A 26,402-nucleotide genomic window follows, 5' to 3' on the forward strand; every position below is an offset into this window, starting at 1 on the left:
CCTATTGCGAGCTGCTGGAGGACGGTTCACGAAGAGTATACGAGTACGCGCCTCAATTCTGGAAATCGCGGGGCAGCGGCGCAGTGGGACGAAAGAGAACGTGAGCAAATGGAACAAAAAACCACTCATTTTTTAACCAAATAGTGATATAATCAGAGAAAAAATAGGCTTTTGAGCTATTGTGTATACATAAAAATAGATAAATAAGGAAGATGCGTATGCATACCAGATCGCAATGGCTCAGTACACCTCTGAGAGTATCATTGGTTTATGTGTTAGCGGGGGGATTATGGGTTGTTCTATCCGATCAGCTGATCAGTCTACTGAATTTATCCTCTGCAATTACGATTCATTCTACGAAAGGGTTATTCTACGTCCTTGTTACGTCGGTGCTGTTTTATTTCTGGCTTAAACGGTTGAAGAAGGCGCTGACCGAAAGTGAGGAGCGGTATCGGATTCTCGTTGAGCATTTGCCGGAGCCGATTGTCGTTCACAGCGAAGGGAAGGTCGTCTATATCAACCCTGCTGGAGCGAGCGTCTTCGGGGCGCAGCACCCGGAGGATATGATCGGCCGATCAATCATAGATTTCGTACATCCGGATAATCTGGAGTGGGCGAGGGAGAAATTGAGGTTGCTCATCCAGACGGGCAAGCCTTCGAATACGTATGAACAGAGTTACCTGCGCATCGATGGGCAGATGATTGATGTGGAGGCTAGAGCCGTACCTATTACGTATCTTGGCAAACCGGCCGTTCAGCTGCTGTGCAAGGACATTACGGAGCGGAAGCGCGCCCAGCGCAGGCTGGAGGAGAGCGAGCAGAGCTATAAATCACTGGTTGAGCATAACCCCGATGCCATCCTCTCGCTGGATCTGAACGGGCAGATGCTGGGAATCAATTCGGCTGCCGAGCGTATCACGGGCTATTCGAAGGAAGAGCTGCAGAGGCAATCGTTCTTGCGATTTATTCACGGGACGGACCGTGAGAAAGCGCTGTACCAGTTTGAGCAGGCGGCCGGCGGCGTGTCCAACAACATCGAGGTCACCCTCACTCACAAGCAAGGCGAGAGCGTAATCGTCAACTTGAAGATGGTTCCGATTATTGTGGATGGCAAGATTGAAGGCGTGTTCGGCATCGCCAAAGATATCACGGAGCATAAGCGGACCGCGGAGCTGCTGCTGAAATCGGAGAAGCTGTCCATCGTGGGGCAGCTGGCGGCGGGCGTCGCTCATGAGATTCGCAATCCGCTGACCTCGCTCAAGGGCTTTGTGCAATTGCTTCAAATGAAGACCGGCGGGTTTCGCGAATATTTCGAAATTATGCTGTCGGAGCTGGATCGAATCAATTGTATCGTGAGCGAATTTATGGTGATTGCCAAGCCGCAAGTCGTTCAGTTTGAAATCAAGGATTTGCGCAAAATATTGCAGGATGTCATCGCGCTGCTCGATACCCAAGCGATTCTGAACAATGTGCAGATTCATTCGGAGATCGATGAGGACATTCCGCTCATCCACTGTGAAGAGAATCAGCTGAAGCAGGTGTTTATCAACATTCTCAAAAATGCGATCGAAGCCATGCCTGAGGGTGGAGATGTCGTAGTTCAGATGAAAGCCGACGAGGGCAGTATCGATATTCGTTTCGTGGATCAAGGGTGCGGCATTTCCGAGGAGCGGCTGGCCTTGCTGGGCGAGCCCTTCTATACGACCAAGGAGAAAGGCACCGGTTTGGGACTTATGGTCAGTCATAAAATCATTGAAGGGCATCAGGGAAAGCTGCAAGTCCAAAGCCAGATCGATGTCGGGACCACAGTGCATCTCCATTTGCCGATTCTGCAGCCCCATTCGCTTCATCCATCCAAGCCAGTTGCGACTTAGCAGCTGGTTTTTTGTATGGGCTTCAAACGGGCCTTTTTTCCAAAAAATTAGTGAATTTTAAATTCAACAACAAGATTAGAAACAGCGGAGGATAGCATAACCCGGAATACCATAGCGTCCAGTGATTGTAATAAAACCAACCCACGGACACCGCCGAGTACTCGTAAGCGACGGAGAAGATCGACCATCCAATAATGTTTACGGTTTTGGATAGGACGCCTCGGTGATATGGAAAGAAGTTCAGGAAAATAATATTGACGGCGGGATAAATGAAAAAAATCGGCAGCAGACCGACATACTCAAATCCCTCGTGAAAATAACCGTACAAATGATAATGCAAATTTAGGATCGAATCCACGGTGTACTCCAGCCCATAAGAAAATAAAGTCGTAGAATAAATCTCGACTCGTGTAAGCTTTTTCGGAATAAACCAAGCAATTAGATTCAGGCCAATTATCGATAGCACTAGATGAATCCAAGTAATCGCTGTAATCTTATCCATGTGGTGACCCCTATTTCATTGAACTGACAGGTAAGTGGAAAAACCACGAGTAAAATACAACTACGACAGCAGAGATGCCGCACGCCAGCAAGGGACGCAAATGATGAATCCGCAGCAGTGAAAATAAGATGACGTTAAACGTTGCAGAATACCAGAAATTCCAGCCATGGGCATACGTTAGGCCGGATGCTCGGTGAATAAAGTACTCCATAGCGGAAGAAAATGAAACCCAAGCCAGAAAATAAAACGCTTGTTTTACGCGAGTCTTAGGGTAATTGCCGAGGAACAGCAATACCGTTGCCGGGAAATTGATGAAATCAATACCCAAGGTAATCAACGTGTGATTGGAATAAATCGGTTGATCGAAGGCGACCGGACGGAACTGCCAGAGCGTAAAATTGTAGGTCAAAAAGTTGTACAGCAAATCACCAGTGATCAAGAAAAGGATCGTAGGGTAGTAGGCTTTCCAATGCCTCCAATCTCCCCACTTCCATGCTGCAATTATGAAGACGAGATTGATGATAAAACGCATGGTGGTCACCTAAAGTTTTTATTTCTAGGTTTCTCCATTTTCGGTATAATTATGCTCAAAAAAAATACCGCATCGATACAAGGAATGTATTCCCCGCGATACGGCTTTTTTATGTCAACTATACATCAGCTGTAGCTTTGGCTTTGGCCAGCTCCCGTACGGCTTTCCATTCAGACAAGTGCTTCTCCAACGTCTCGATCAAGGTGTCGACGCCTTCAAGGAACGGTGCTCGATTCGCTGCGTTAATCGCCACATAGGACTGAATCAAATCCTGCGATATGGGGCTGAACGCGGGAACGGAAGCTGCTAAGCGCTGTAATTGGCTCTCGAGGGGAGTAGCGCTCGCAGCTGGAGCCGGTGAGAGCTGCTCTTCCTTGGCCGCCGGCTTCGCGGCGGGTTTGGCTGGAGCTGGCTTCGGCTCGGCGGCCTTGGCGCGCTCCGCTTTGTTATGCTCGTGCGTGGACCAGGTTTCGAGCAGTCCCGGACCGGTCTTGTATAGCAGCTTGCTCTTGGTGCTGTCGGAGATCGCTTTATCCTTGAAGAGCTTGGCAATCTTCTTGACATCGCTCACCGGCATCTCGTCTCTAGCGATAATCATAGCTAGCGGGTCGCGGTGCTCGAGCGGCAAATCCTTGAGGGGCAGCAGCTGATCCTCTGTGAGCTTGTCTTTTTTGATTTCGGTGCCGCTGATCACCAGCTTTTTGACCGTGTTGCCGAATTTCAGCAGTTCAATCTTGTTCTTGATGTAGGCTTCCGGTTTGCCGAGCTTGCTGGACAGGTATTTCACCGAGCTGCTGAATTTGGAGTCGGTGAGCAGCTTGTTGAACGCTTCCGCCTCTTCAATCGGGGTGAAGCCGGCCCGCGTTAAATTCTCAGCGATTTGCTCTAGGTAAATCTCCAACTCATCCGTAACCGCAGATACGATGCACGGAATCGTGGGGCGGCCCAACGTTTTGCAGGCTTTGTAGCGGCGGTTGCCGTAAATGATTTTGTATCGGCCGTTCGGGGTCGTTCGGACTTTGATCGGAGAGAGCAAGCCGATTTCCTCGATGCTTTGCATTAATTCTTGCAGCGACTCCTCGTCAAACTGGTAACGCGGCTGGTCGGTATCTTCATCAATGAGATGCGTCTGAATTTCAATAATATCCATGGGAATGAATTCTCCTATGATTTGATCGATGGGGACAACCCTATTATACCTTAGGGTCCGGATCGTGGGAAGGTTTTACCTTTTATCATTAATCTATCATCTGCTTCTCATTGGGAACGAATGGGAAATAAAATATAATAGGGGGTATTGGAGCCTCAGCAAATCTAGTACAATACTAAAGGTGGGCAAGCCAAATGGATAACTACTCCAACATTATGGGCATCCCGGTTCCGCAGCTTACCATGCGTAATTCGGTGGAATTAATCAATAAAGTCATTGAGCAAAAGCCGCCGGAGCTATTTCATGTCGTGACGTTGAACCCGGAAATCGCCATGGCCTGTCAGCAGGACCAGCAGCTGCGGTCTATCCTTGATGGGGCAGGGCTGCTGACGGCAGATGGCATCGGGATTGTGATGGTATCCCGATTGAAAGGCAATCCGCTGCCGGAACGAGTAACGGGGTGCGATCTGCTGCTTCACTTGCTGGAGGCGGGGAATCAGAAGAAGTGGTCTTTTTATTTTCTTGGCGCCGATGAAGCAACGAGCGAGAAGGCATCGAAAGTGATCCGTCGTACTTATCCGAATGTATCTGTCTTAGGCCGGCACCATGGTTATTTTTACCCGATGGAAGAAGCGCAGATTGTCGAAGAAATCGGCAGCTTACAGCCGGATGTCCTGGTAGTTGCTCTAGGTGCGCCCTTTGCGGAGCGTTGGATTTATAAGCATAAGGATCAGCTGCATGCGCGAATAGCGATCGGCGTCGGGGGAAGTCTCGATGTCATTGCGGGGAAGGTGAAGCGGGCACCGGAGCTATGGCGGAAGCTGGGCGTTGAATGGCTGTACCGATTGCTTCATCAGCCATCCAGATGGCGAAGACAGCTGATTCTGCCTCGGTTCGCGCTTCGGGCATTGTTCTATAAGGAAAGGTAGACTTCAGCGAAAAGGGGAGAGTGATCATGGCGGAGAGCAGTGCGCTTCAAAAGCTGAAATCCAAAGCAAGGTCGATCAAGCAAAACGTGTTTGTGCTCTATCTGGCCTACAAGGATCCAAGAGTGCCGTGGTATGTGAAGCTTTTTGCAATATGTGTGGTCGCGTATGCGTTTAGTCCGATTGACTTGATTCCTGATTTTATCCCGGTTCTAGGGTATTTAGACGATCTGATTATTGTTCCTTTGGGCATTGCTTTAGCGCTAAAAATGATCCCGGAGCCTGTTCTGGCCGATTGCAGATGGAAGGCCGAGGAGCTGCGGAAAAACGGCAAGCCGAAAAACTGGATTACCGGTGCGATCTTTATCGCCATTTGGATCGTGGCTGCCGTCTGGCTGGGACTGATATGCTACCGCTTGTTTGCTGAATAAACACAAGAGGCTGCCGAATGGCAGCCTCTTGTGTTTTGTGCGGGCGGTTAGTCACCGCCTCCTACGTAAGCTTACGGCTTCACGTTGATCAGCCTGGCTTTTGCAAGCATCCGCTGAACGATTACAGCCGTTTCTGCTCTAGTAATTTCGCTTGATGGCTGCAGTCCGATGTTCGAGCCTTCGACCAACTGATGTTTCACGGTTGCCGCAGTAGCTTGCTTAGCCCATCCGCTGACGGTAGCTCCGTCAGCGAAGCCGGATAATAAGTTATCTGCTTCCGGTTGGCTGATTCCTGTTTCCAAGCCTGCAATATTCATCGCTCTGGCGATAATCACCATCGCTTCTTCGTGCGTGATCGTTTTCAATGGGCGGAACGTTCCATCCTCATATCCATCAATAAGTTTAAACTCCTGCGCTTTCGCTACCGCACCCAAATACCAGTCACTGGATTTTACATCTACAAATGCCGCGGTTTTTCCGTTATCGGACAAGCCCAGCGCCCTTACGATGATTGCAGCAAATTCCGCACGGTTGATCGCCGAATCCGGGTTGAAATGGCTCGCGTCAACGCCATTGATGACCATTCTGGATGCCATATCGTTCACTGCATTTTTGGACCAGTGTCCTTCCACATCGGCAAATGTCGCCGAGTTCCAGATCAGCGAGTATAAGCTGTTCGTCAAACTGTTCACAACCGCGTAACTTTTACCATCACGGGTTTTCACATAAGAAGGTACGTGGCGGGTGGAGCCGTCTTCTCCCAAGACAACAGCAGTGGTGACTTTGCTCGGATCTACACCCGATGGAAGAGGAATTTCACGCGTGACATAGGAACTAAACTGGTCCACAGCTACGGTTTTTCCATTGAATGTAGCCGTTACTGTAAATTCTACAGGTGGAACAACAACCGAGAAATGACCTTTCGCCGCTGTATTATTCATGATTTGGGCCTTGGAAGTATCGCTCTTGGCAATTTCTACATGGATCACAATATCCGACAACTTGACTTTCTCTCCGAGCTGTGCAGACAAGCGGTCAATTACCATTTGCGCCGCAGGCAGCTTGTAGTTACCGTTTCCTGTCTGGACTTCTAAAACGGCCTGCTTGTTCTCCATCGCTTTGACCGCATCGCCGGTCAGCAGCACAGTGACTTTGTCCGCACTTTGCGTCACAGGAATGACGATGCTTGAACGCTGGCTCTCCTGGTCCAGTCGTGTCGTCAATTTGGCTGCATCTACGGTCGCCGTTAGCACGGTTTTTCCATTTTCATTGGTAGCCGTGCCGGTCGCAATTTGATCCTGCACCTTGCCGTTGACGATAATGTCTAAACCATTATTGCTCGGAGCAGCTGAAGACGATGAGGAGGAGGATGACGAGCTTGAAACGCCATTTCTAACGACAACAATGGTATACACTTTCTTCGTTGTACCGTTCTGTGCCGTTGCTTCGACATCGATGGTGTTCGTTCCAACGTTTAACGCCAGATCGCCGCTCGTGCTTCCGTTTGCTAACGGTGCATAGGCTCCTCCGTTGACGCGCACGTGCATCGTGGAAGCATTGTTGTAGACGGCTGCAGTTACCGCGACACTATATACGCTGTTAGCTACGCTTGAGCTGTAACTCGTCGTACCTCGGGCAAATGCTGGAGATAACGTGCCTTGGCTTAATGCCAGAGCTTTCAAATCCGCATTGTCGCTTAGCTCCCGCGTGACGATAATGGTGTAGGTTTTCACTGTGGTGCCGTCCAGCGCTGTGACCTGCACATTGATCGTATTCGCACCAATGTTCAAAGCCAGATCGCCGCTCGCGATTCCGCTGGTTAACGGGGCATAGACGGCTCCGTTGACACTCACCTGCATCGTGGAAGCGCTCTGGTAGGTCGCTGCGGTTACAGACACACTATACACGCTGTTAGCCACGCTGGAGGTGTAGCTCGTTGTGCCGGAGTCAAAAGGCCCTGCCAATGTACCCTGGCTAAACGTCAGGCTGTTCAAATCGGCGCTAGGAGTAAATCTTTGAAGCTCTCCGGGACCGGTAACAGTAAACGTTAAGCTTCCAGTGGCTTCTCGATAATAAGAGGTCAGCACTATACTATAGGTCTTATTAGCTTCCAGATTCATGCCAGGCAATTTCGATCGCTTGTTGCTTCCGCTTATATCGTCATGTCCTGCGACAAGATGATCAAGAGGGTGTAATGGATCGAAGCTCCCCGCATATAAGAATAAAAAGGTATCGTCTGTAGCATACAATTGGTTATTACTTAGGTTATTTGGTTGTTTTCCCATCAACGAAGCGGCAGTCAGTTCAATATCGTAATTTCCGCTAACGGTAGGGGTAAAGGGTTGTAAGTAATAATTGCGTGTGTTCGTGGCTGCTGTTCCGGCAGAAAAACCGGAAGTATAAACCGTAGTATATGGATATGGCATCGTTGCCTTGATGTAGGAATGATCCGTATCCAGAGTACCGTTAAACGTAGTTACGACCCCTCCACCTCCTCCTCCCGGCACTGTTCCCGCCCATGCTGCATGCGTACCTACGAGCGCAGACAAAATCATGAAACAGATCAACGAAAGTGAAATAGCCGCCTTCTTTTGCCTTAATAAATCAATGAACATTTCGGATACTTTCTTTTTCAAAACATCTGCCTCCCTGTATGTAATACTCGCTCTCGGCATTCGCCGAGTCTTGTGAACGACGGCTTCCTTGAACCGTCAACCTATCGTTCGCTTACTTTCGCAGCGGTTGCTATCATCAATCTTACCTTGTTCCTCCTTTGGACCTACTTAATATTGTGTCATTGCGGATAATTTGTATTGTACCACATAAAACTTGGCAAATCTCGACAAATTTCAACTAAAATAGGATTATAGTCCTATATCTTGCGACACAAAGAAGGCCCTTCCAACTTCCTAGGGGGAAGCGAAAGGGCCGAAAAGTATACTTTGTCGCTAGTTGATGCTTTGATAACCTTGCCCGTGCCTTAAAACACCTTCGTCGTCCAAGACTCGCAATTCCATGTTTCGGTGACGATGTCGCGGTAAAATTCCGGTTCGTGCGAGATCAGCAGGATGCTGCCTTTATAGTCTTTGAGTGCACGCTTCAGCTCATCCTTGGCATCGACGTCCAAGTGGTTCGTCGGCTCGTCGAACACGAGCAGGTTCGTCTCGCGATTGATCAGCTTGCACAGGCGCACCTTGGCTTTCTCGCCCCCGCTGAGCACCTGTACCTTGCTCTCGATATGCTTGGTTGTTAGGCCGCACTTTGCCAGCGCCGCTCGCACTTCAAACTGTGTGAAAGAAGGGAACTCCTTCCATACTTCTTCGATACAAGTATTGTAGTTCGCCTCTTTGATTTCCTGCTCGAAGTAGCCGACCAGCTGATGCTCGCCGCGCTCTACCGAGCCGGAGATCGCCGGGATCTCGCCGAGGATGCTGCGCAGCAGGGTCGTTTTTCCGATTCCGTTCGCACCGACCAAGGCAATCTTCTGGCCGCGCTCCATCCGGAGGTTCAGCGGTCTCGACAACGGGCTGTCATACCCGATCACGAGGTCCGTCGTTTCAAAAATCAGCTTGCCGCTGGTTCTACCTTCCTTGAAGTTAAACTGCGGCTTCGGTTTTTCCTTCGCCAGCTCGATCACGTCCATCTTGTCGAGCTTCTTTTGTCTGGACATCGCCATGTTCCGCGTAGCGACACTCGCTTTGTTCCGGGCGACGAAGTCCTTCAGGTCGGCAATTTCCTGCTGCTGTCGCTTGTAGGCCGATTCGAGCTGTGCCTTTTTCATCTCGTAGACTTCCATGAAATGGTCATAATCGCCGACATAGCGGTTCAGCTCTTGATTTTCCATGTGGTAGATCAGGTTAATCACGCTGTTCAGGAATGGAATGTCATGCGAAATCAGGATGAAGGCATTCTCGTACTCTTGCAGGTAGCGCTTGAGCCATTCGATATGCACTTCATCGAGATAGTTCGTCGGCTCGTCGAGGAGCAAAATGTCCGGCTTCTCCAGCAGCAGCTTCGCCAGCAATACTTTCGTCCGCTGACCCCCGCTGAGGTCGTTGACGTCCTTATCCAGACCGATATCGGTCAGGCCCAAGCCGCGAGCGGTTTCATCCACTTTGGCATCGATCATGTAAAAGTCTTGATTCGTCAGCGTATCTTGAATCGTGCCGACATCCTCCAGCAGCTGCTCGAGCTCTTCCGGTGAGACGTCGCCCATTTTGCCGTACATGTCGTTCATCTCTTGTTCCATATCGAACAGGTATTGGAAAGCGCCCTTCAGGACATCGCGGATCGTCATGCCCTTCGTAAGCACTGCATGCTGATCGAGGTAGCCGACGCGCATCCGTCTGGACCATTCGACCTTGCCGTCGTCCGGCTGAAGCTTGCCTGTAATAATGTTCATAAACGTGGACTTGCCCTCGCCGTTGGCGCCGATCAGTCCGATGTGCTCTCCTTTGAGCAGTCGGAAGGAAACATTGTTGAAGATCGCGCGATCTCCGAAGCCGTGACTTAATCGTTCTACGTTTAATATGCTCATGAATGACACCTTTTCTTGTAAACTTTTATCATGCTTATTATAAGCGTATGGGACGGACAACTCAATGCGGGAAAATTTTGGGGAAGCTGAAGTTGCCCGCCGTGCAGCGATTTGATACGATTCGGTAAAGCACCTTTTTAGGAGGATTAGCATGTCATTGGAGATTCGAACCATTCATTTAGTATGAAGGGGGAGCGGGGAGAAGCATGAGCCGCAAAAAGGTACTGCTGGATACGGATATCGGCGGAGATATTGACGATGCGTTGTGCTTGGCCTATTTGCTGTGCCAGCCTGCATGCGAACTGGTTGGCATAACCACCGTGGGCGGTGAAGTGGAGAAACGAGCGATGGTAGCCGATGCCATCTGCCGCGCGGCCGGGAGATCGATTCCGGTGTACGCAGGCGCGGACCGGCAGCTGCTGCCCAGCCCGCTGTATCCCAAGCCGGCTGGAGCGGCACGATTGTCTGGCTGGGAGCACGAAGCGGCGTTTGCCAAGTACCAAGCCGCAGATTTTATGCGTCGGACCATTCGGGAGCACCCGCATGAAATTTCCCTGTTGGCCGTGGGTCATCTGACCAATATCGCTACGCTGTTCTTGGTGGACCCTGAAATCCCTTCATTAATAAAGGAACTCAACATCATGAGCGGCGTGTTCTCGGAGGAGCTGGAGGCGGAGCTCGAGATGCCGATGGCCAACTGGAACGCCTGGTTAGACCCGCATGCCTGCGCCATCGTTTACAACGCTGACGTACCGCTCATTCGAACCTTCGGGTTAAATGTGACCACGAAGCTAGTGCTGCGGAAGGAGCAGGCGGACGGTTGGTTTGAAACGAGGCTGATGAAGGCCGTCGAAGATTTCGGCTCGCCTTGGCTTGCGAAGCATGACATGACCCTTCATGATCCGCTTGCGGCAGCCTGTTTGTTCGAGCCCCAGCTGTGCGAGTATCAGGGAGGCACGGTGGAAGTGGAGTTGATGGATGAGCGAAGGCTTGGGTCGATGACGTTTCATCCAAGCTCAGGCGGTCGCTGTGAAATTGCGATGGCAGTGAACCGCGACGCTTTTTTTGAACATTATTACGCCATGGTTTCAGGAGGTAAAGATGAAGGCAGTCGTGGGTGAAATCCGTGAGATCAACCGGTATCCCGTGAAATCGATGGCCGGGGAGCGGCTTCAGGCTTGTACTGTAGAGTCCTATGGTCTGTATGGAGACCGCTTTTGCGCGTTTTATGTTCCGGCCAAAACCGGCTGGAAGAGCTTCATTACGGCAAGAACGCTACCCGAGCTGCTCAGCTATAAAGCACAGCTGATTGGCGGCCAAGTAAGGGTGCTGACGCCGGACGGGAAGGACTTGGGTTGGGACGACGATTTGTTAAGAGAACTTCAGCGGCTCACACCCAAACGCATTTCCATGAAAAGCTATGGAGCGCCTCATCCAGAAGCTCCTGAGCTGATGTCGGTTGATTCGGCCAGCATTCTGATCGTTACAGACCGAACGCTGCAGCAGCTGGAAGCACTATGGGGCAAGCGGCTGGATCCGCGCCGTTTTCGAGCCAACTTGGTGGTGGCCTTAGACCAGGATGCTATGAGCGAAGGCGACTGGATCGGTAAGCGACTGGCGGTGGGAAGCGCGGAGCTCCAGGTCGATACGTACTGCGAGCGATGCGTGATGATCACAGTCGACCCCGATACATTGGAGAGGGATGCATCCTTGCTCCGAATTGTAAACGAGAAGATGGACTTAACCTTCGGCGTCTATGCTTCCGTGAAGAAGACAGGAGATATTCAAGCCGGTGATCAGGTGATCTTAGTAGATTAAAGTATTTGGTCTTCAGCCAAATACTTTTTTTATGCGAGAGTTTCATAGTGGAAAATACCAATATTTCTCATGGGCATATGTTAAACTTAGTAGAATAACGATTACACCAGCCCTCGGATTGTAAAAATAAAATTTGCTGCTTGCACCTTACGTAACGTCATGTTTTATAGTAAAGCTACCGGTAAAACGCTAGCGCGCAGCGAAGGAGTTGATTATGAAGAACCATTGGAAAGTCGGAGATCTCGCCAAATTGACGGGGCTGACGGTCCGCACCCTGCGATTTTACGATCAGATCGGCTTGTTCTCGCCGTCCGGCCAGACGGATTCCGGTCACCGGCTGTACAATGCTTCCGATTTGTCGCGGCTGCAGCAAATCTTATCGCTCAAGGAGCTGGGCTTATCGCTGGACGAGGTCAAGTCCGTCTTGACCGGCGAGCAGTACAATCCGCTGGAGATTGTGAATTTGCAAATGGCAAGGATCAAGGAGCAGATCGAGCTGCAGCACCAGCTCCTGGAGCAGCTGGAGCACGTAGCCCAGCTTATGCGGGGCAAAGCGCCGCTCAGCGTAGACGATTTCACAACGCTCCTGCAAGCGATGAAAAAAGGCCCCGAGAAGCTGGTCGTCGAACGGCGGATCAGCTGGGAGCAGCGATTGGACATGCTGGGGGATTTTCTCGCTGAGGAGCATGAATAAACGAAACTACTATTTTTGGAGGAATGTTAATCATGACCGAACGATACGTCAAGCACGCCACCTTCGTTATAGAGCGAAACTATGCCGCGTCCCCTGCACGGGTATACAAGGCATGGGCTGATCCGGATGCCAAGGCCAAATGGTTTTCCAAGGCCGAGCAGTTCGAATTCCGCGTCGGAGGACGCGAATACAGCCGCGGCGGTCCGCCGGAGGGTCCAGTCTTTACCTTCGATGCCTGCTATCAAGAGATTGTGCCGGAGCAGCGGATTGTGTACAGCTACACCTTGGATTCGGGGGATACGCGGATCTCGGTTTCCGTCACCACGGTGGAGCTGATCCCAACGGAGGGCGGCACGAAGCTGGTATTCACCGAGCAAGGCGTGTTCATCGACGGCCACGATACGCCGGAAGCTCGCGAGCATGGCACGGGACTGATGCTGGATGGATTGGGCAAGAGCCTGGAAGGAGAGGAATTGTAAATGGCCGCGACGATTGGAGAAAATGTTGTGATTAACTCGCGCGAGTTCGAGGTGCCGCGGGAGCTGGTGTATCAAGCGTGGACAACACCTGAGCTGCTGGCTCGCTGGTGGGGGCCGAACGGCTTCACCAATACGTTCCACGAGTTTGACCTGCGTCCAGGCGGGGAGTGGCGGTTCATTATGCACGGGCCGAACGGAGTGGACTACCCGAACCATATTGAGTTCGTGGAGATTGTGCCGCAGGAGCGGATCGTGCTGAAGCATACGTCCTCCCCTGAGTTTCAAGTGACTGCGACCTTTGAAGATTTGGGAGGCCGCACGAAGGTGACCTTCCGTCAGCAGTTTATGCATGCCAAGGAGTTCGAGCAGGCGGTAAAATATTGCGTTGAAGCGAATGAGCAAAATTTTGACCGGATGGGCGAGCTGTTGAAGGAAATGAGCGCTTAGAGGCGGGGAGCGGGGGAAGCAAAGGTGGCAATTACCGTTAGCGAAGCCATGGGCATCGGCGGTCTGGTTCATTGTAGGATCGTTGCCGGGGAGCGTGGAATGGACCGCAGGATGGATTCCATAACGGTGATGGAAGTGCCCGATGTGATCCGTTGGCTGAAGGGCAGCGTGCTGCTGCTGACCAGCTTGTATCCGATCAAGGAAGATGAGCAAGCGATCGGACAGCTGGTGCGGCAGCTTCACGCCGCAGGCGGCTGCGCCTTGGCGATCAAAACCGGGCCCTACGTAAAGGAAATCCCGGCCATCATTAAGGATGAGGGAAATCGGCTGAATTTTCCCATTATCGAGATTCATCCCGACGTTTCATATCTGGATATTATGACGCCGCTGTTGGAGCGGATCTTGAAAAAGCTGGATACGGGCAAGGAGCAGCTGGATTTATTTTTCCAGTGGATGACGGAGCTCGCGGTGAGCGGGAAGGGCATCGCGCCGTTGGTTGAGGCCTTAGAGCAAATGACGGACAATCCGCTCACGGTCGGATCGGATTTTGCTGCGCTGGAGCTGGATAAGGGGCTCTCGTTTGCTCCGCTCACGTATGCTCAGAAGTCTGAGCTCAAGACAGCCAAACGGCCTCTTCGAATGAACCGGTTTTTGGAAGGGGCTCTGACGCCTTGTATTGTCACACCGATGCTGCTGAACGATGAGCTGTATGGCGAGGTGACCTGCTGGCAGACACGCAGGGCGTTTGCGGAACAGGACTATGACATCCTCTACCGCACCATGGTGCTGATGGCGATGGAATGGATGAAGCTCGTCACCAAAGCGGATGTGGAGCAATCGTTCAAGGACAGCTTTCTGTCCGAGGTGGTGCTTGGGCGCAATCAGGATTCAGCTGAAACGATGGCCAAGGGGGCCCAGTTTGGTTGGGAGCTGGATCAGGACTTCGAGGTCCTGTGTATTGCAGCGGAACACCAAGGTGATGACGTGTGGAGTCCGGAGCGGAAGCGCCGGGTGCTGCAGCTGGTGTATTCGTTTTTTCGGTATGAGGCATTTAAGGCGATCGTAACACAGCTCAAGGGCAGAGTGGTCGTACTGCTGCCGGCTCGCCCACGCGAACTTCCGGTTAAGGAAGCAGCAAAGTCGCTTAGACAGCATCTGCAGGAGGGCTGCCCGGAGCTGTTGTTCCGAATCGGCATGGGGCGGAGCTACCCGGGGCTGACGGGGATTCATCAGGGGTATGTCGAAGCCGTTAAGGCGCTGGAGCTGGGGAAGCCGGTGGGGCAGCAGGGCTGTATACACTACGAGGAGCTGGGGTTGTTCCGCTTGCTCAGCCAATTCCAAGACCGGGAGGAGCTGGACGGCCTTTACGGGGAAACGGTTGGGAAGCTGGTCGCCTACGACGCCATTCATCAGAGCGGCCTTGTACCGACGCTGGAAACCTATTTTGCCCGGAATTGCTCGGTTTCGGATACGGCGGAGCAGCTGTTTATCCACGTGAACACGATGAAATATCGCCTGCAAAAAATGGAGCAGCTGACCGGCTGCAAAGTGAATGAGGCGGAGCAGCGGCTGCTGCTGCATGTCGGGCTGAAAATCCACCAGCTCATGAAAATGGAATCTAGCTACTAGCCGTACCGACGAAAGTCGGTGCTTTTTTTTGTCTGTGTGGACATATGGATCGCATGCATGGGATTGGTAAGATTTGATTGAAATCTGAATGTTGGAGAGGGGATGGCCAATGCCAATGCCTATGCCTATGGAAACCAAACGATTAGCTCAGGCGATTTATGAAGCGGCGCATCTAACGGGCACGTTCCGGCTGCGCTCCGGGCAGGTGTCCGAGCATTATTTTGACAAGTATCGGTTTGAATCCGACCCGACGCTGCTTGCGGAGATCGCGGGTAAGCTTGCACTGTTGATTCCGGAGCATACCGAGGTTTTAGCGGGGCTGGAGCTGGGGGGCGTTCCCATCGCAACGGCGTTGTCGCTGGCCACCGGCTTGCCGGTCGTGTTTGTTCGAAAGCAGGCTAAGGGCTACGGCACCTGCAAGCTGGCGGAAGGCGTCGGTATCGAGGGGAAGCGCGTCTGCATCATCGAGGATGTGGTAACCACGGGGGGACAGATTGCTATGAGCGCCAAGGAGCTGAGGGAGCGCGGGGCACAGGTGGAGTCGGTACGGTGTGTCATTGAACGCGATTCGGCAAGCAGAAGAATGCTTGAGGCTGAGGGGCTGGAGCTGGCCTCCTTATTCACGCTGGATGAGCTGATGGCAGCTGGCGGAGGGCAAAATTGATGCAGTCGTTCGACACGATATTATTCGATTTGGATGGTACTTTAACTGACCCGAAGGTGGGAATTACCAAGTCGGTGCAGCATGCTTTAGGCCGTATGGGGATTACCGAGATGGATTGGGCCAAGCTGGAACAGTTTATCGGCCCGCCGCTGCAGCAGTCGTTCGCGGATGTGTATGGGATGAGCGAGGAGGAAGCCTGGGAAGCTGTTGGATACTATAGGGAGTATTTTCAAGCGGTTGGATTGTTCGAAAATGAAGTTTATGAGGGGATGGTTCCGCTGCTGGTGACGCTGCAGGCTCAGGGGAAAAGTCTTTATATCGCGACGTCCAAGCCGACGGTTTTTGCGGAGCGGATTGTGCAGCATTTTCAGATGGATACGTTTTTCAATGGCATCTATGGCAGTGAGCTGGACGGGACCCGGTCGGACAAGGGGGGGCTGATCGGGCATATTGTCCGCGAGCGGCAGCTGGAGCCGGCCCGTGTCGTCATGGTGGGCGACCGGATGCACGATATCATTGGAGCGAGGAAGAATGGGATCGCATCCATCGGCGTCGGGTATGGCTACGGCAGTGATGCGGAGCTCCGGGAGGCGAGCCCGACTTGCTTTTGCCGCACGGTGGGGGAGCTGAGTGGGGTGTTGGCTACGTCCCCCGATAGGCCTTCTGGTGAAACCGCGTAATGCTGCGGAACAGCTGCTTTCCATCCTGCGGCAGCGGATCGGCCTCATCGAAGCTGCAAGCCATCGCCTGATACGGCTCCGGTACCCAAATGTATTGATGCACGTATTCCGTGAGCTGAAAGCCGCACGCTTCCCAGAACCGGATTCGCTGCTCGTTTTCCGCCGTAGGCTCGGCTTCAACCTCGACGATCAAGCCTTTGCAGTTGGCAGCGGTACGCGCCCAGTCTTTAATCCGCTCGAGCAAAAGCCTGCCGTACCCCTGGCCGCGAGCCTCTCCGCGAATCGCCAAATAATCGATGATCAAAGCGCGAGCCCCCTGATCAATACCGGTTAGCGCCATCCCGACGATGTCGGAGCCTTGGGCGATCGTGTGCAGCTGGCACATCCGTTTGGTGAACATGCGATGGATGATGTCGCGGCTTTTTTTGCCGTCCAGGGGGAAGGCCTCTTCATAGATACCCTCGACAGCGTTCCAGCAGGCTTCGTCCCATTCGTCTGTGATGTGGTACTGCAGTGTGTCCAATGACGCTCATCCTTTCGCTTTTCCGTCTATCCAGTAGTATAGCACTAGGACTAATGCGGGAAAAGTTGAGGCGGCGCTGCGCTTTTTGTTAAGATGAAATCAAGGAGTGGAACGACAGCGAGGGAGATGAGAGTTCATCATGGGTGAACGGGATGAAGAGAAAGGGAATGGGGCGGAGAAGAAGACGTCTTGGAAAATGATGCTGGTCATCATGTCCCTGGTTCAAGGGATTATGATGCTGGCGTTCACCAGCACTTCATCATTTATGGCTTTTTATATTGAACAGCTTGGGGTACATGAGATGCACAAGGTCGATATTTGGTCCGGTGTCATCCAAAGCGCCACACCGCTGGTAGCGGCATTGGCCTCGCCGATCTGGGGCTCGTTGTCTGACCGGACAGGCCGTAAAATGATGGTGCTGCGCTCGACGGTGGCCATCGCCATTTTCAATGCGCTAGCCGGGCTATCGCAAAATACGTGGCAGCTGCTCGGCCTGCGTGCGCTGCAAGGAGCGTTCAGCGGCTTTTCCGCTGCGGCGATTGCGCTCGTGAGCACCGTTATCCCAGAGGAAAAGCTGGGCTTCTCGCTCGGCTGGATCCAGTCGGCCGGCATGGTCGGATCGCTGCTCGGCCCGCTGGTTGGCGGATTGCTGGCCGATTCGGTTGGCAGCTACCGCGCGGTATTTTATCTGACGTCCACGTTTGCGATTCTAGCGTTCGTGGTGACGCTGATCTTCGTGAAAGAGGATTTTCAACCAGCTGGAGGGAACAAGGGAGGCGGCAAGCGGAAGCTTTCACTAGTTGGACAATTCCGCGCGGTGAAAGAGCTGAAGTCCGTCCAAACGATGTTCCTGGTGCTGTTCATTACGCAGTTCTCCGTGATGAGCGTGCAGCCGGTGCTCCCGGTGTTCATGAAGGAGCTGATGAACGGGACGACGGGACTGCTGGGCACGATCGCAGGCTTTGCGTTCTCTGTCACGGGGCTGGCCGATCTAATCGCCTCGCCTTTCTTGGGCAAGCGCAGCGATCAGCTGGGATATCGGCGCGTGTTAACGATTTGTATGACCGGAGCGGGACTGTTTTATTTGCCGCAGGCGCTGGCGCCTAACATTTGGGTGTTTGTGGCGTCGCGGTTTGGGCTGGGGCTGTTCGTGGGGGGCATCCTGCCGACCGCTAATGCGCTGGTCGGACGGCTCACGCCGAAGCATCAGCGGGGGCAGGTGTTCGGATTGACCTCGAGCGCGACGTTCCTGGGTTCTTTTGCGGGACCGCTGCTGGGCGGACTGGGCTCTGCCGCGCTCGGGATTCGCTGGATGCTGGGATTCACCTGCCTGCTCTATTTGCTGAACATGGTGTGGGTGCGGCTGAAGGTGAAGGATCCGGAGTCGATGGAGGCATCGACTTAAGTGTGGGCTGCCGGCTTAGGTCGGCGGCTTCTTTTTTTTAATCAAGTTAGGAGCTCGCCTCCAGGCCCGAGCGCGCCGAGCAAAGCGGGAAATCCGCTTAGGAGCTCGCCTCCAGGCCTGAGCGCGCCGAGCAAAGCGGGAAATCCGCTTAGGAGCTCGCCTCCAGGCCTGGGTGCGCCGAGCAAAGCGGAAAATCCGCTTAGGAGCTCGCCTCTAGGCCTGGGTGCGTCGTGCAAAGCGGAAAATCCGCTTAGGAGCTCGCCTCCAGGCCCGATCGCGCCGAGCAAAGCGGAAAATCCGCTTAGGAGCTCGCCTCCAGGCCTGGGTGCGCCGAGCAAAGCGGAAAATCCGCTTAGGAGCTCGCCTCCAGGCCTGGGTGCGCCGAGCAAAGCGGAAAATCCGCTCAGGAGCTCGCCTCCAGGCCTGAGCGCGGCGAGCAAAGCGGAAAATCCGCATAGGAGCATGCCTCCAGGCCTGGGTGCGCCGAGCAAAGCGGGAAATCCGCTTAGGGACTAGGTGGTTGTTACTGTCCACCTAATCCCCGTTTTTTTCACTTATCAGATCAGTACGCAATATCGACCAGCTGTCCTTCCGATGCAGTGGCCAAATCGGCTCCCCGCAGAAAAATTTGCAATCCCCGTCGCCCTCCGCTGATACTGACCAGCTCCATCGTAGTGACTGAGGCGTGCAGGTAGAACGGGTACTTTTTCTTCATGCCGAGAGGAGAGACGCCGCCCCGGATATAGCCGGTCAGCGATTGAATGTCTTTGACGGGCACCATCTCGACCTTCTTATTGCCGCTGGCGGTGGCTAACGCTTTCAGGTTCAGCTCTTGATCCCCCGGAATGCAGGCGGCGATCACGCCGGACTTGTCCCCTTTTAAAATGAGCGTTTTGTACAGCTGGCTCGTTTGCAGCCCGACTTTGACGGCGACGGTGGCGGCATCGAGTTGATTTTCGTCCCACTCGTATTCGTGCAGCGTGTATTGGATATGTAGGGAATCGAGCATTCGGCAGGCATTCGTTTTGATGGACATGGTTAGGTGCACCTCGGATGTGAATGAATAAGCTTACTATACCAAGGATACGGGTTGGTTTTCCAATACGACAGGTGCCCATGGTAAAATCAGGGGTAGTTGATAGCATACCTATCGGAGGGAAGTAGAGTGGAAACAACCTCATTGAGAAAAATCGTAGCCGGACTGTTCATGTCCTTGGATGGCGTAGTGGACTCGCCTGAAAATTCGCCGAAAAAATGGGGCAATCCCGAAATGATGTCGCGCATTGCTGCGGGTATCGCACAAGCTGACGCTGTGCTGCTGGGACCGAGTACGTATCGGATTTTGGCGGAATTTTGGCAGCACCAGAGCGATGAGGTGCCGATGGCGAAGTTTTTAAAAAACTCCCCCAAGTATGTGGTGTCCAGCACGCTGGAAGCGCTAGACTGGCAGCCAGCGACGCTGATCAATCGTGATCTCGTGGAGGAGCTGAGGAAGCTCAAGGCGCAGCCCGGCAAAAATATTCAGATCCCCGGCAGCCCCAGGCTGGTGCGGTCGCTGCTGCGTGAAGGCCTGCTGGACGAGCTGAATCTGAACATTTGCCCGGTGGTCGCCGGCACGGGGATGCGCTTGTTTGATGAGATCGAGCAGCCTGTCCCACTGAAGCTGGTGGATTCGAAAATGTACAGCAACGGCGTTCTAAGCGTGACATATCAGCGGGTAATGGTTTAAATAAAGGAGGCGGCTTATGGAAGATCCGATGGGATCGGACGAAGCGATATTTTCGAGAGCAGCCGGGCGACAAAAGAGTGCACATTCATTCGATAGCATGGCAGCTGGTCTGAGCAGTGCGCCCTGCTATTTCGGGACTATGTGAGAAGTCATCCGGAGGACGGAAAGAACTACACGGCTGTAAGATACGAGCTGATGGAACGGTTCGGCAACGATCGTGAACGCTATGTCAGCCGGTGGAGTCAGGAGAGGTGGCGTCCCAGTGAGTCGGATGTGTAGGTCTATAATCAAACAAAACCCGCGCCGAAGGTTCGACGCGGGTTCATTGTATTCATTTACAAAGCCGGCAGCAAATGCTCCCAAACCTGATCGAGAATCAACTGCATTCTATTCTCATCTGATGTGATAGCTATGACCGCATCCTGCTCCGGCAGCACGATGCAAAATTGGCCTTTCATCCCGCGACCGCAATAGACGCCATTCGGCTGGCAGCGCCAGAACTGGTAGCCGTAGCCCTGCCGCTTATCGATCCCGTTCTCCGTCGGGGTCGGGATGTGAGCCACGGTTGCGGCCTCGATCCACGCCTCCGAAATTAGCCGCTGACCCTGCCACAGGCCCTTGCGCAAATACAGCAGGCCGAACTTCGCAATATCCTCCGTTGTTACTCGAAGCCCCCAGCCGCCGGTGTTGATTCCTCTCGGACACATCTCCCACGTGGCTTGTTCAATTCCCAGCGGCTTGAGCAGCCGTGGCTGCAAATACTCCAGCGTCGTCTGCCCGGTCACCGCTTGAACAATGGCGGACAGCATATACGTGGCGCCGCTGTTGTAGACGAACAGTGAGCCCGGTGCAGCTTCGATGGGGGATTCAAAGAACGCCCGCACCCAGTCCCCGTCTGCGGCGTTACGGATGGCACCCGTCGGATCTTGCGTGTGCCCAGTAGACATGGTGAGCAAATGCCGGATGCGCAGCTCGCCCATGTTCCGCTCGATGTCGGGGGTCCGGTAGCTGGGGAAATAATCGAGCACCAAATCATCTACCGACAGCAAGCCCTCTTGGGCGGCCAGCCCGACGGCGGTGGAGCAGAAGCTTTTGCTCAGCGAGAAGACATGGTACTGGTCGTTCGGCTGATAGGGCGGCCACCAGGTTTCGGCAGCCACTTCCCCATGGTGCAGCAGCATAAAGCTCTGCAGGTTCAGCTCCTCCCGACGAACAGCTTCCAAGAATGACTCAACGCTCAGCGCGACACGGCTTTGATCCTTGACTTTGGAACGAGGTAAAGCAGCGGTTGTCATAGAAACAATCCCTCCCACTTCCTGCCATTTTCTCTCATGATAGCACGGCTGGGCGTGGACGACTACTACGATTTGATGCATTAAATGAAGTGCTTCGGCCGGAAGTCACTTGGGGACTGCCCGGTCCAGCGCCGGAATTGCCGGGAAAAATGGCTTGCTGAGTGAAAGCCCAGCTTTTCTGCGATTTCGGCCATCGGCAGATTGGTCGTGACGAGCAGCTCTTTGGCCAAATTAAGCTTCTGTCGGCTGACGTATTGTCTGGGCGATAGCCCGTATACCTTTGAAAACAGCTTGCTGCACTGGCTGCGGCTTAGGTTCAGCTGCTTGGCGACGCCGGCCACCGACGCCTCTTCGCAGAGGCCGAGCGACAGCTGCTCTTCGATGGCGTGCGCTGCGTCCGCGGCGAAGAGCGTGGCGTCTTTGGACGGCACCGGCGTCGTAGCCGGGCGCGGGGAGTCTGTGTCCGCCTGGGTCCGCAGCAGCGCCAGGACGCCGTGAATGATCAGCAGCGTATACGACTGCAGCAGCAGTTTGTCCTCGAAGCGCAGTGTCAGCTGCTGCGGATCGGGCGTGCGCGCGATTTGCTCCCGGCTGCGCCTCATCATCGCCTCCAGCTCGCCTACATAGTGCTGAAGCTGACTTTGCCCAGCTACATGCGCAGGAATGTGGCGATAGGCGGAGGCGCCCAGCAGGCTGCGAAGGTCGGCGTCGTCCAGATCGAAGTGGACGTTGAAGTAGCCGAACAGCGCTGCGGATGTGTTGGTGGATTGATGCCGCACGCCGGATTTGATCAGCAGCCAGTCCCCTTGACGGACGGTAACTGTCTCGCGGTTCAGCTCTTGGATGACCTCGCCCTCCATGCAATACAGCAGCTCATACAAATGGTGGTGGTGGCGAGGGAAATGCCAGCCCGTAGGCTGAAGCCCGAAGTGACAGCCTACGATCTGCAGCGTGTTGACCACTTTGGGAAAGCTGTGCAAAAAAGGCTCCATCAGCGGCGGCTCCGTTCCGGTTCTCGTTCATTTGATTCTCGTGTTTCCATCATAGCACTCTTTGGCACATTTGGTATATAAAATGCTCCAAATGGAGATTGAGACTACAGGCTCGATCCGCGATGATAGTTATTACAACGAATCCTATATGAACGAAGGAGACAGAACAGATGTCCAGCTTACAAGTGAAAGACAAGCAATTTCAAATCAATGGTGAACCGCTGCAAATTATCTCCGGAGCGATTCATTATTTTCGTGTGGTGCCGGAATATTGGGCGGATCGCTTGCTCAAGCTGAAGGCTTGCGGCTTTAACACGGTGGAAACCTATATTCCCTGGAACTTGCACGAGCCGAAGGAAAATGAGATTTACTTCGAGGGCCTGGCGGATGTGGAGCGCTTCGTGCGGCTGGCGGGCGAGCTTGGGCTGCACGTCATCGTGAGGCCGAGCCCTTACATTTGCGCAGAGTGGGAATTCGGTGGGCTGCCGGCTTGGCTGCTGCAATATGATGGGCTCCGGCTGCGCTGCATGGATGAGACGTATCTGGCGAAGGTCGACCGCTACTACGATGAGCTGATCCCGAGGCTTACGCCGCTGTTGAGCACGAATGGTGGGCCGATCCTGGCGCTGCAAATTGAGAATGAATACGGCAGCTACGGGACAGACAAGAATTACCTGGCCTTTCTACGGGATGGCCTGAAGCGGCGCGGCGTCGATGTGCTGCTGTTTACCTCGGACGGTCCGGAGGACGGGATGCTGCAAGGCGGCACGCTGCCGGATACGCTCGCGACCGTCAACTTCGGCTCCAGACCGGAGGAGGCGTTTGCCAAGTTTCGCGAGTATCGCCCCGATGAGCCGCTTGTCTGCATGGAGTTTTGGAACGGCTGGTTCGATCACTGGCTGAAAAAGCATCATACACGCGCGGCGGACGATGTGGCGAACGTCTTCGAGCGAATGCTGACGGCTGGTGCTTCCGTCAATTTTTACATGTTCCACGGGGGGACGAACTTCGGCTTCTATAATGGAGCGAACTTCAACGTGAAGTATGAAGCGACGATTACCAGCTATGATTACGATTCACCGTTATCGGAATGCGGGGACGAGACGGAGAAATTTCGGGCGGTTCGCCGCGTGATTGCGAAGCACTTAGGGAAGGATGAGGGTGAATTTCCGCCAATGCCGGCCCCAATCGCCAAAACCCGCTACGGCCGCGTCGAAATGAAAGAGACAGCCGACTTATTGGATCAGCTTTCGCTGCTGTCGGAGCCGGTTCAGCGCGTCTGTCCTGAGCCGATGGAGCGGTTGGGCCAGAGCTACGGGTTTATTGTGTACTCGACGCAGGTCTCCGGTCCGCGCACAGGCGAGAAGCTGCATATCCAACAGGTGCACGACCGGGCTCAGGTGTTCTTGAATGGAGTTTATCAAGGGACGGTGGAACGCTGGGCGCCCGCCCCGATCGAAGTGAACATTCCGGCAGAAGGCGCAAGGCTGGACATTGTCGTCGAAAATATGGGCCGGATCAACTATGGCCACATGCTCAAGGACTTCAAGGGAATTACCGACGGCGTGCGGCTGAACAATCAATTCCAATTCGACTGGACGATTTATCCGCTGCCGCTGGAGAGTACGGCGCCTGTTCGGTTTGAGCCGGTCCCTGAAGCGAGGGAACGCAGCGATCGCCCGGCGTTTTATCGTGGAGAACTCACCGTGACGGAGCCCGCGGGAGATACGTTTATTCGATTGGACGGCTGGTCGAAGGGCGTTGTATGGCTGAACGGCTTTAACCTGGGGCGCTACTGGGAGCAAGGGCCGCAGCGTACGTTGTATGTGCCGGCACCGCTTCTTCGCTCGGGGCGCAATGAAATCGTCGTGCTGGAGCTGCATCATGCGGAGCAGCCGGTCATTGAGCTGACCGATTCGCCGGATTTAGGTTAATTTTTTCGCATAAAAATCAATTTTTCATCAAACTTTCAGAAAGGTTGGTTATGATAAGGGTAAAAAAAGAAATCAGGAGATCGATATGGAACAGGTTAAAAGCATAGGCCGATCGGAGAAGTCAAAATCCAGAGGGATACCGAAGGGAGAGCTTGGGTGGATCGCGATCGCGTTAATTATAGCCGCTGCGATTGTAATCGCCGGTCTATGGAGCATGCTGCATTTCGACCCAGCCCTTCTGCATACGCGGAGGTTTGAGCCGGTATTCAAAAATTACGGCTCGAATGCCCGACTGGCGTTATTTTTTGTGCTGGCCAACTATGTGCTGGCGAAGGTGCTCCAAAAGCGTCTCATCGATCCATGGGAGCCGGTTAAGAAAGTAGTCGTTGCCTGTCTGCGGTTCGCTCGCAAATGGCATACGCCGATGGCGGTGATCGCGATCGGACTGATCATCGTGCACGTGGTTGGAGCCTTTATGTACGGCTTCAAGTTTGACTTTCACAACCTCAGCGGTCTGATTGCACTGCTCGCGCTGCTTCCGGTGCCGGTCGCGGGCCTATTCCGATACCGGCGAATGGACCGGAAATGGCATTTGCGTCTGGGACTTATCTTTACGGTATTCTTTTTGCTTCACGCCTTTATATAACTGCCAAAGAGCAATTGCTTCTTCCCCCGTGGAGAGGTGGTTGCTTTTTTTGTTGTCATGCTATGGAAAAAGTTGGGCCATACTAAGCGGCGTGACGGATCAACTTTTTGCAGCTAAGTTACGTCTAAAAGAATAAGAACGATGGTTAACAAATGAAAGGGAGCGATGTTCATGAAAGCAGCGCCGTTCAAGCGGCGGTTTGGAGCAGGGGGCTGGTGCATGCTGGCACTGGCCATCCTGCTGACCGTTACGGGATGTAAAGCGAATACTGGGGAGCAAGCGGCCAGCCCTGGTTCAAACACGGTGTCACCGTCACCGAATGTCAGTCCGTCCCCAAGCCCGACGCCAAGTCCATCCCCAAGCCCTTCACCGGCGGCTTCGATACCGGTGCAGCCGGTGTCCGGCAAGCCGGCGACAGGAAGCGTTCCGGCTTCCGAGACAGGTACGGGTACACCGTTCGTCTTGAGCAGTATGAGCTTCATCAATATGAAGGAAGGCTGGTCGGCGGCCGAGACGAAGCAGGGCTCCGACATTTGGAAAACCGCCGACGAAGGCGCCACCTGGAGCAAAGCGTCAATCCCTGGACTGATCGTCCGCGGTATTGGCTTCGCGAGTGCGTCAACGGGCTGGGCGGTCGGCAAAGCCGATTGCCGTGAGCAGCAAGGGCAGCGGCTGTGCTCGAAGCTGCAGATTGTGAATTCAGGCAATGGCGGCGCTGCATGGAGCAACCAGTGGCAGCAGCAGGTGAAGGACGTAAATCTCTACACCGACGATAAAATCTTTCCGGTCAGCGATAAGCTCGTATACGCAATTGCCGGACCCGGCATGCTGAGAACGACCGACGGAGGCAAGCAGTGGAACGCTATCGATTTCCATGTTGGGCCGTTTATTCCGGAGGAGGCTTCGTTCCTGCCAGATGGCAAGAACGGCTGGGTGCTGGGGCGAGCAGGCAAGGGCTGCAAGCCGGAGGAGCGGGAAGCGCGCGACCAGTGTGCGGTAACGGTTGTAAGCACGAGCGATGGCGGAGCCACTTGGAAGCTGGATTGGTCTCCCGAGGATTCGAATAATATGAGAACCGTTGGCATCTCCTTCATCGACGCCAAGCAAGGCTGGCTGATGGTGCTGAGCCTGGATACGCTGCAGTCGAGCACGCTGGGAACGACGGATGGGGGCGCGCACTGGACGAAGCTGTCCGAGATGCGCGGTGCAAGACCGTACACCCGGGGACTGCAATTCGTCTCGGCGAAGATCGGCTTTGTGCCGCTGAGTGCAGGAGCGGGACCGATTGGCGGAGGCTTGGCGGTAACCAAGGATGGCGGCAAGTCGTTTGAGAGCAAGGTGACTCCGGGGCAGGAATGGAGCTTCGAGCAGCTGCAATTTTTCTCTGAGAAGTCGGGTTGGGTACGAGTGGGCGATCCGTCGAAGGGCGATTATCTCATGGAGACGACCGACGGGGGAAACACCTGGAAGCCGCATAAGCCGCAGCTGTAATTTTTAATAGGGGAGGCTGAGGCC

The 26,402-nt window shown here is 53.8% G+C and carries 27 protein-coding genes; 17 read left to right on the forward strand and 10 right to left on the reverse strand.

What is annotated here, in order from left to right; translation table 11 throughout:
* Nucleotides 1-218 precede the first annotated feature (218 nt).
* Nucleotides 219-1,874, forward strand: coding sequence for a PAS domain-containing sensor histidine kinase (locus tag FPZ49_RS00350; protein WP_186445524.1), 1,656 nt, complete (start codon nucleotides 219-221; stop codon nucleotides 1,872-1,874).
* A 22-nt stretch (nucleotides 1,875-1,896) separates the two neighbouring features.
* Here FPZ49_RS00350 and FPZ49_RS00355 read toward each other — a convergent pair whose 3' ends face one another.
* The 3 genes from FPZ49_RS00355 to FPZ49_RS00365 all read right to left on the reverse strand — a co-directional run bounded on the left by FPZ49_RS00355 (nucleotide 1,897) and on the right by FPZ49_RS00365 (nucleotide 4,058).
* A complete protein-coding gene (locus FPZ49_RS00355) occupies nucleotides 1,897-2,376 on the reverse strand; it encodes a CBO0543 family protein (RefSeq protein WP_144842366.1) in 480 nt (159 codons plus the stop codon).
* A 10-nt stretch (nucleotides 2,377-2,386) separates the two neighbouring features.
* A complete protein-coding gene (locus FPZ49_RS00360) occupies nucleotides 2,387-2,908 on the reverse strand; it encodes a CBO0543 family protein (protein WP_144842367.1) in 522 nt (173 codons plus the stop codon).
* Nucleotides 2,909-3,026: 118 nt separating this feature from the next.
* Nucleotides 3,027-4,058, reverse strand: coding sequence for a ParB/RepB/Spo0J family partition protein (locus tag FPZ49_RS00365; RefSeq protein WP_144842368.1), 1,032 nt, complete (start codon nucleotides 4,056-4,058; stop codon nucleotides 3,027-3,029).
* Between the two features lie 194 nt (nucleotides 4,059-4,252).
* On the opposite strand from FPZ49_RS00365, the gene FPZ49_RS00370 reads away from it, so the two are divergent.
* Entirely contained in the window at nucleotides 4,253-4,987 is a 735-nt protein-coding gene (locus tag FPZ49_RS00370) for a WecB/TagA/CpsF family glycosyltransferase (protein ID WP_144842369.1), read from the forward strand.
* Between the two features lie 26 nt (nucleotides 4,988-5,013).
* A complete protein-coding gene (locus FPZ49_RS00375; protein WP_144842370.1) occupies nucleotides 5,014-5,415 on the forward strand; it encodes a YkvA family protein in 402 nt (133 codons plus the stop codon).
* Between the two features lie 71 nt (nucleotides 5,416-5,486).
* Here FPZ49_RS00375 and FPZ49_RS00380 read toward each other — a convergent pair whose 3' ends face one another.
* Both FPZ49_RS00380 and FPZ49_RS00385 read right to left on the reverse strand, forming a co-directional pair.
* Nucleotides 5,487-8,051 (reverse strand): cadherin-like beta sandwich domain-containing protein, encoded by a 2,565-nt coding sequence (locus tag FPZ49_RS00380; protein ID WP_186445525.1) that lies wholly within the window; start codon nucleotides 8,049-8,051, stop codon nucleotides 5,487-5,489.
* Nucleotides 8,052-8,395: 344 nt separating this feature from the next.
* Nucleotides 8,396-9,952 (reverse strand): ABC-F family ATP-binding cassette domain-containing protein, encoded by a 1,557-nt coding sequence (locus tag FPZ49_RS00385; RefSeq protein WP_144842372.1) that lies wholly within the window; start codon nucleotides 9,950-9,952, stop codon nucleotides 8,396-8,398.
* Between the two features lie 206 nt (nucleotides 9,953-10,158).
* Here FPZ49_RS00385 and FPZ49_RS00390 point away from each other — a divergent pair, with 206 nt between their 5' ends.
* The 8 genes from FPZ49_RS00390 to FPZ49_RS00425 all read left to right on the forward strand — a co-directional run bounded on the left by FPZ49_RS00390 (nucleotide 10,159) and on the right by FPZ49_RS00425 (nucleotide 16,363).
* The gene (locus tag FPZ49_RS00390) at nucleotides 10,159-11,073 is read left to right on the forward strand and encodes a nucleoside hydrolase (RefSeq protein WP_144842373.1); all 915 of its coding nucleotides are present in this window, start codon (nucleotides 10,159-10,161) and stop codon (nucleotides 11,071-11,073) included.
* A complete protein-coding gene (locus FPZ49_RS00395) occupies nucleotides 11,054-11,770 on the forward strand; it encodes an MOSC domain-containing protein (protein ID WP_144842374.1) in 717 nt (238 codons plus the stop codon). Before FPZ49_RS00390 ends, FPZ49_RS00395 begins: the two co-directional genes overlap by 20 nt.
* 214 nt (nucleotides 11,771-11,984) lie before the next feature.
* Nucleotides 11,985-12,464 carry a MerR family transcriptional regulator gene (locus tag FPZ49_RS00400; protein ID WP_144842375.1) on the forward strand — a complete coding sequence of 160 codons (480 nt, stop codon included), beginning with the start codon at nucleotides 11,985-11,987 and terminating at the stop codon, nucleotides 12,462-12,464.
* Between the two features lie 32 nt (nucleotides 12,465-12,496).
* Nucleotides 12,497-12,943, forward strand: coding sequence for an SRPBCC family protein (locus tag FPZ49_RS00405; protein ID WP_144842376.1), 447 nt, complete (start codon nucleotides 12,497-12,499; stop codon nucleotides 12,941-12,943).
* Nucleotides 12,944-13,390, forward strand: a complete 447-nt coding sequence (locus FPZ49_RS00410) for an SRPBCC family protein (protein ID WP_144842377.1) — start codon at nucleotides 12,944-12,946, stop codon at nucleotides 13,388-13,390. It abuts the gene before it with no gap.
* A 24-nt stretch (nucleotides 13,391-13,414) separates the two neighbouring features.
* Nucleotides 13,415-15,019, forward strand: a complete 1,605-nt coding sequence (locus FPZ49_RS00415; protein WP_144842378.1) for a PucR family transcriptional regulator — start codon at nucleotides 13,415-13,417, stop codon at nucleotides 15,017-15,019.
* Nucleotides 15,020-15,146: 127 nt separating this feature from the next.
* Nucleotides 15,147-15,683 (forward strand): orotate phosphoribosyltransferase, encoded by a 537-nt coding sequence (gene pyrE / locus FPZ49_RS00420; protein ID WP_144842617.1) that lies wholly within the window; start codon nucleotides 15,147-15,149, stop codon nucleotides 15,681-15,683.
* Nucleotides 15,683-16,363: an HAD family hydrolase gene (locus FPZ49_RS00425; protein WP_144842379.1), complete on the forward strand. Its 681-nt coding sequence runs from the start codon at nucleotides 15,683-15,685 to the stop codon at nucleotides 16,361-16,363. Before pyrE ends, FPZ49_RS00425 begins: the two co-directional genes overlap by 1 nt.
* On the opposite strand, the gene FPZ49_RS00430 is transcribed toward FPZ49_RS00425, so the two are convergent.
* Complete coding sequence (locus FPZ49_RS00430) at nucleotides 16,326-16,886, reverse strand: GNAT family N-acetyltransferase (protein WP_144842380.1); 561 nt, start codon at nucleotides 16,884-16,886, stop codon at nucleotides 16,326-16,328. The genes FPZ49_RS00425 and FPZ49_RS00430 overlap by 38 nt on opposite strands.
* A 139-nt stretch (nucleotides 16,887-17,025) precedes the next feature.
* On the opposite strand from FPZ49_RS00430, the gene FPZ49_RS00435 reads away from it, so the two are divergent.
* Nucleotides 17,026-18,291 (forward strand): MFS transporter, encoded by a 1,266-nt coding sequence (locus tag FPZ49_RS00435; protein WP_261381175.1) that lies wholly within the window; start codon nucleotides 17,026-17,028, stop codon nucleotides 18,289-18,291.
* A gap of 41 nt (nucleotides 18,292-18,332) precedes the next feature.
* On the opposite strand, the gene FPZ49_RS00440 is transcribed toward FPZ49_RS00435, so the two are convergent.
* A complete protein-coding gene (locus FPZ49_RS00440) occupies nucleotides 18,333-18,755 on the reverse strand; it encodes a hypothetical protein (RefSeq protein ID WP_144842381.1) in 423 nt (140 codons plus the stop codon).
* 98 nt (nucleotides 18,756-18,853) lie between these two features.
* Nucleotides 18,854-19,327 (reverse strand): Cys-tRNA(Pro) deacylase, encoded by a 474-nt coding sequence (ybaK, locus tag FPZ49_RS00445; RefSeq protein ID WP_144842382.1) that lies wholly within the window; start codon nucleotides 19,325-19,327, stop codon nucleotides 18,854-18,856.
* Between the two features lie 129 nt (nucleotides 19,328-19,456).
* On the opposite strand from ybaK, the gene FPZ49_RS00450 reads away from it, so the two are divergent.
* Together FPZ49_RS00450 and FPZ49_RS36550 are read left to right on the forward strand one after the other, a co-directional pair.
* A complete protein-coding gene (locus tag FPZ49_RS00450) occupies nucleotides 19,457-20,020 on the forward strand; it encodes a dihydrofolate reductase family protein (RefSeq protein WP_222429845.1) in 564 nt (187 codons plus the stop codon).
* A 141-nt stretch (nucleotides 20,021-20,161) separates the two neighbouring features.
* Nucleotides 20,162-20,299 (forward strand): hypothetical protein, encoded by a 138-nt coding sequence (locus FPZ49_RS36550; RefSeq protein ID WP_261381176.1) that lies wholly within the window; start codon nucleotides 20,162-20,164, stop codon nucleotides 20,297-20,299.
* A 56-nt stretch (nucleotides 20,300-20,355) separates the two neighbouring features.
* Here the strand turns inward: FPZ49_RS36550 and FPZ49_RS00460 are convergent, their stop codons facing one another.
* The gene (locus FPZ49_RS00460; protein WP_186445526.1) at nucleotides 20,356-21,315 is read right to left on the reverse strand and encodes a serine hydrolase domain-containing protein; all 960 of its coding nucleotides are present in this window, start codon (nucleotides 21,313-21,315) and stop codon (nucleotides 20,356-20,358) included.
* Nucleotides 21,316-21,395: 80 nt separating this feature from the next.
* Complete coding sequence (locus FPZ49_RS00465) at nucleotides 21,396-22,307, reverse strand: AraC family transcriptional regulator (protein WP_144842384.1); 912 nt, start codon at nucleotides 22,305-22,307, stop codon at nucleotides 21,396-21,398.
* Nucleotides 22,308-22,477: 170 nt separating this feature from the next.
* Between FPZ49_RS00465 and FPZ49_RS00470 the strand changes: the two genes are divergently transcribed.
* From FPZ49_RS00470 to FPZ49_RS00480, 3 genes are all read left to right on the forward strand, one after another.
* Nucleotides 22,478-24,241, forward strand: a complete 1,764-nt coding sequence (locus FPZ49_RS00470; RefSeq protein WP_144842385.1) for a glycoside hydrolase family 35 protein — start codon at nucleotides 22,478-22,480, stop codon at nucleotides 24,239-24,241.
* Nucleotides 24,242-24,326: 85 nt separating this feature from the next.
* Nucleotides 24,327-24,887: a hypothetical protein gene (locus FPZ49_RS00475; protein ID WP_144842386.1), complete on the forward strand. Its 561-nt coding sequence runs from the start codon at nucleotides 24,327-24,329 to the stop codon at nucleotides 24,885-24,887.
* 171 nt (nucleotides 24,888-25,058) lie between these two features.
* A complete protein-coding gene (locus tag FPZ49_RS00480) occupies nucleotides 25,059-26,378 on the forward strand; it encodes a WD40/YVTN/BNR-like repeat-containing protein (RefSeq protein ID WP_144842387.1) in 1,320 nt (439 codons plus the stop codon).
* The last annotated feature ends 24 nt before the right edge of the window (nucleotides 26,379-26,402 follow it).

Source organism: Paenibacillus cremeus (assembly GCF_007786445.1).
Taxonomy (GTDB): Bacteria; Bacillota; Bacilli; order Paenibacillales; family NBRC-103111; genus Paenibacillus_G; species Paenibacillus_G cremeus.

Coding starts and splice junctions, on each gene's coding strand:
- FPZ49_RS00350 (WP_186445524.1), top strand. CDS start 219: ATGCATACCAGATCGCAATGGCTCAGTACACCTCTGAGAGTATCATTG.
- FPZ49_RS00355 (WP_144842366.1), bottom strand. CDS start 2,376: ATGGATAAGATTACAGCGATTACTTGGATTCATCTAGTGCTATCGATA.
- FPZ49_RS00360 (WP_144842367.1), bottom strand. CDS start 2,908: ATGCGTTTTATCATCAATCTCGTCTTCATAATTGCAGCATGGAAGTGG.
- FPZ49_RS00365 (WP_144842368.1), bottom strand. CDS start 4,058: ATGGATATTATTGAAATTCAGACGCATCTCATTGATGAAGATACCGAC.
- FPZ49_RS00370 (WP_144842369.1), top strand. CDS start 4,253: ATGGATAACTACTCCAACATTATGGGCATCCCGGTTCCGCAGCTTACC.
- FPZ49_RS00375 (WP_144842370.1), top strand. CDS start 5,014: ATGGCGGAGAGCAGTGCGCTTCAAAAGCTGAAATCCAAAGCAAGGTCG.
- FPZ49_RS00385 (WP_144842372.1), bottom strand. CDS start 9,952: ATGAGCATATTAAACGTAGAACGATTAAGTCACGGCTTCGGAGATCGC.
- FPZ49_RS00390 (WP_144842373.1), top strand. CDS start 10,159: ATGAGCCGCAAAAAGGTACTGCTGGATACGGATATCGGCGGAGATATT.
- FPZ49_RS00395 (WP_144842374.1), top strand. CDS start 11,054: ATGAAGGCAGTCGTGGGTGAAATCCGTGAGATCAACCGGTATCCCGTG.
- FPZ49_RS00400 (WP_144842375.1), top strand. CDS start 11,985: ATGAAGAACCATTGGAAAGTCGGAGATCTCGCCAAATTGACGGGGCTG.
- FPZ49_RS00405 (WP_144842376.1), top strand. CDS start 12,497: ATGACCGAACGATACGTCAAGCACGCCACCTTCGTTATAGAGCGAAAC.
- FPZ49_RS00410 (WP_144842377.1), top strand. CDS start 12,944: ATGGCCGCGACGATTGGAGAAAATGTTGTGATTAACTCGCGCGAGTTC.
- pyrE (WP_144842617.1), top strand. CDS start 15,147: ATGGAAACCAAACGATTAGCTCAGGCGATTTATGAAGCGGCGCATCTA.
- FPZ49_RS00425 (WP_144842379.1), top strand. CDS start 15,683: ATGCAGTCGTTCGACACGATATTATTCGATTTGGATGGTACTTTAACT.
- FPZ49_RS00435 (WP_261381175.1), top strand. CDS start 17,026: ATGGGTGAACGGGATGAAGAGAAAGGGAATGGGGCGGAGAAGAAGACG.
- FPZ49_RS00440 (WP_144842381.1), bottom strand. CDS start 18,755: ATGCTCCTATGCGGATTTTCCGCTTTGCTCGCCGCGCTCAGGCCTGGA.
- ybaK (WP_144842382.1), bottom strand. CDS start 19,327: ATGTCCATCAAAACGAATGCCTGCCGAATGCTCGATTCCCTACATATC.
- FPZ49_RS00460 (WP_186445526.1), bottom strand. CDS start 21,315: ATGACAACCGCTGCTTTACCTCGTTCCAAAGTCAAGGATCAAAGCCGT.
- FPZ49_RS00465 (WP_144842384.1), bottom strand. CDS start 22,307: ATGGAGCCTTTTTTGCACAGCTTTCCCAAAGTGGTCAACACGCTGCAG.
- FPZ49_RS00470 (WP_144842385.1), top strand. CDS start 22,478: ATGTCCAGCTTACAAGTGAAAGACAAGCAATTTCAAATCAATGGTGAA.
- FPZ49_RS00475 (WP_144842386.1), top strand. CDS start 24,327: ATGGAACAGGTTAAAAGCATAGGCCGATCGGAGAAGTCAAAATCCAGA.
- FPZ49_RS00480 (WP_144842387.1), top strand. CDS start 25,059: ATGAAAGCAGCGCCGTTCAAGCGGCGGTTTGGAGCAGGGGGCTGGTGC.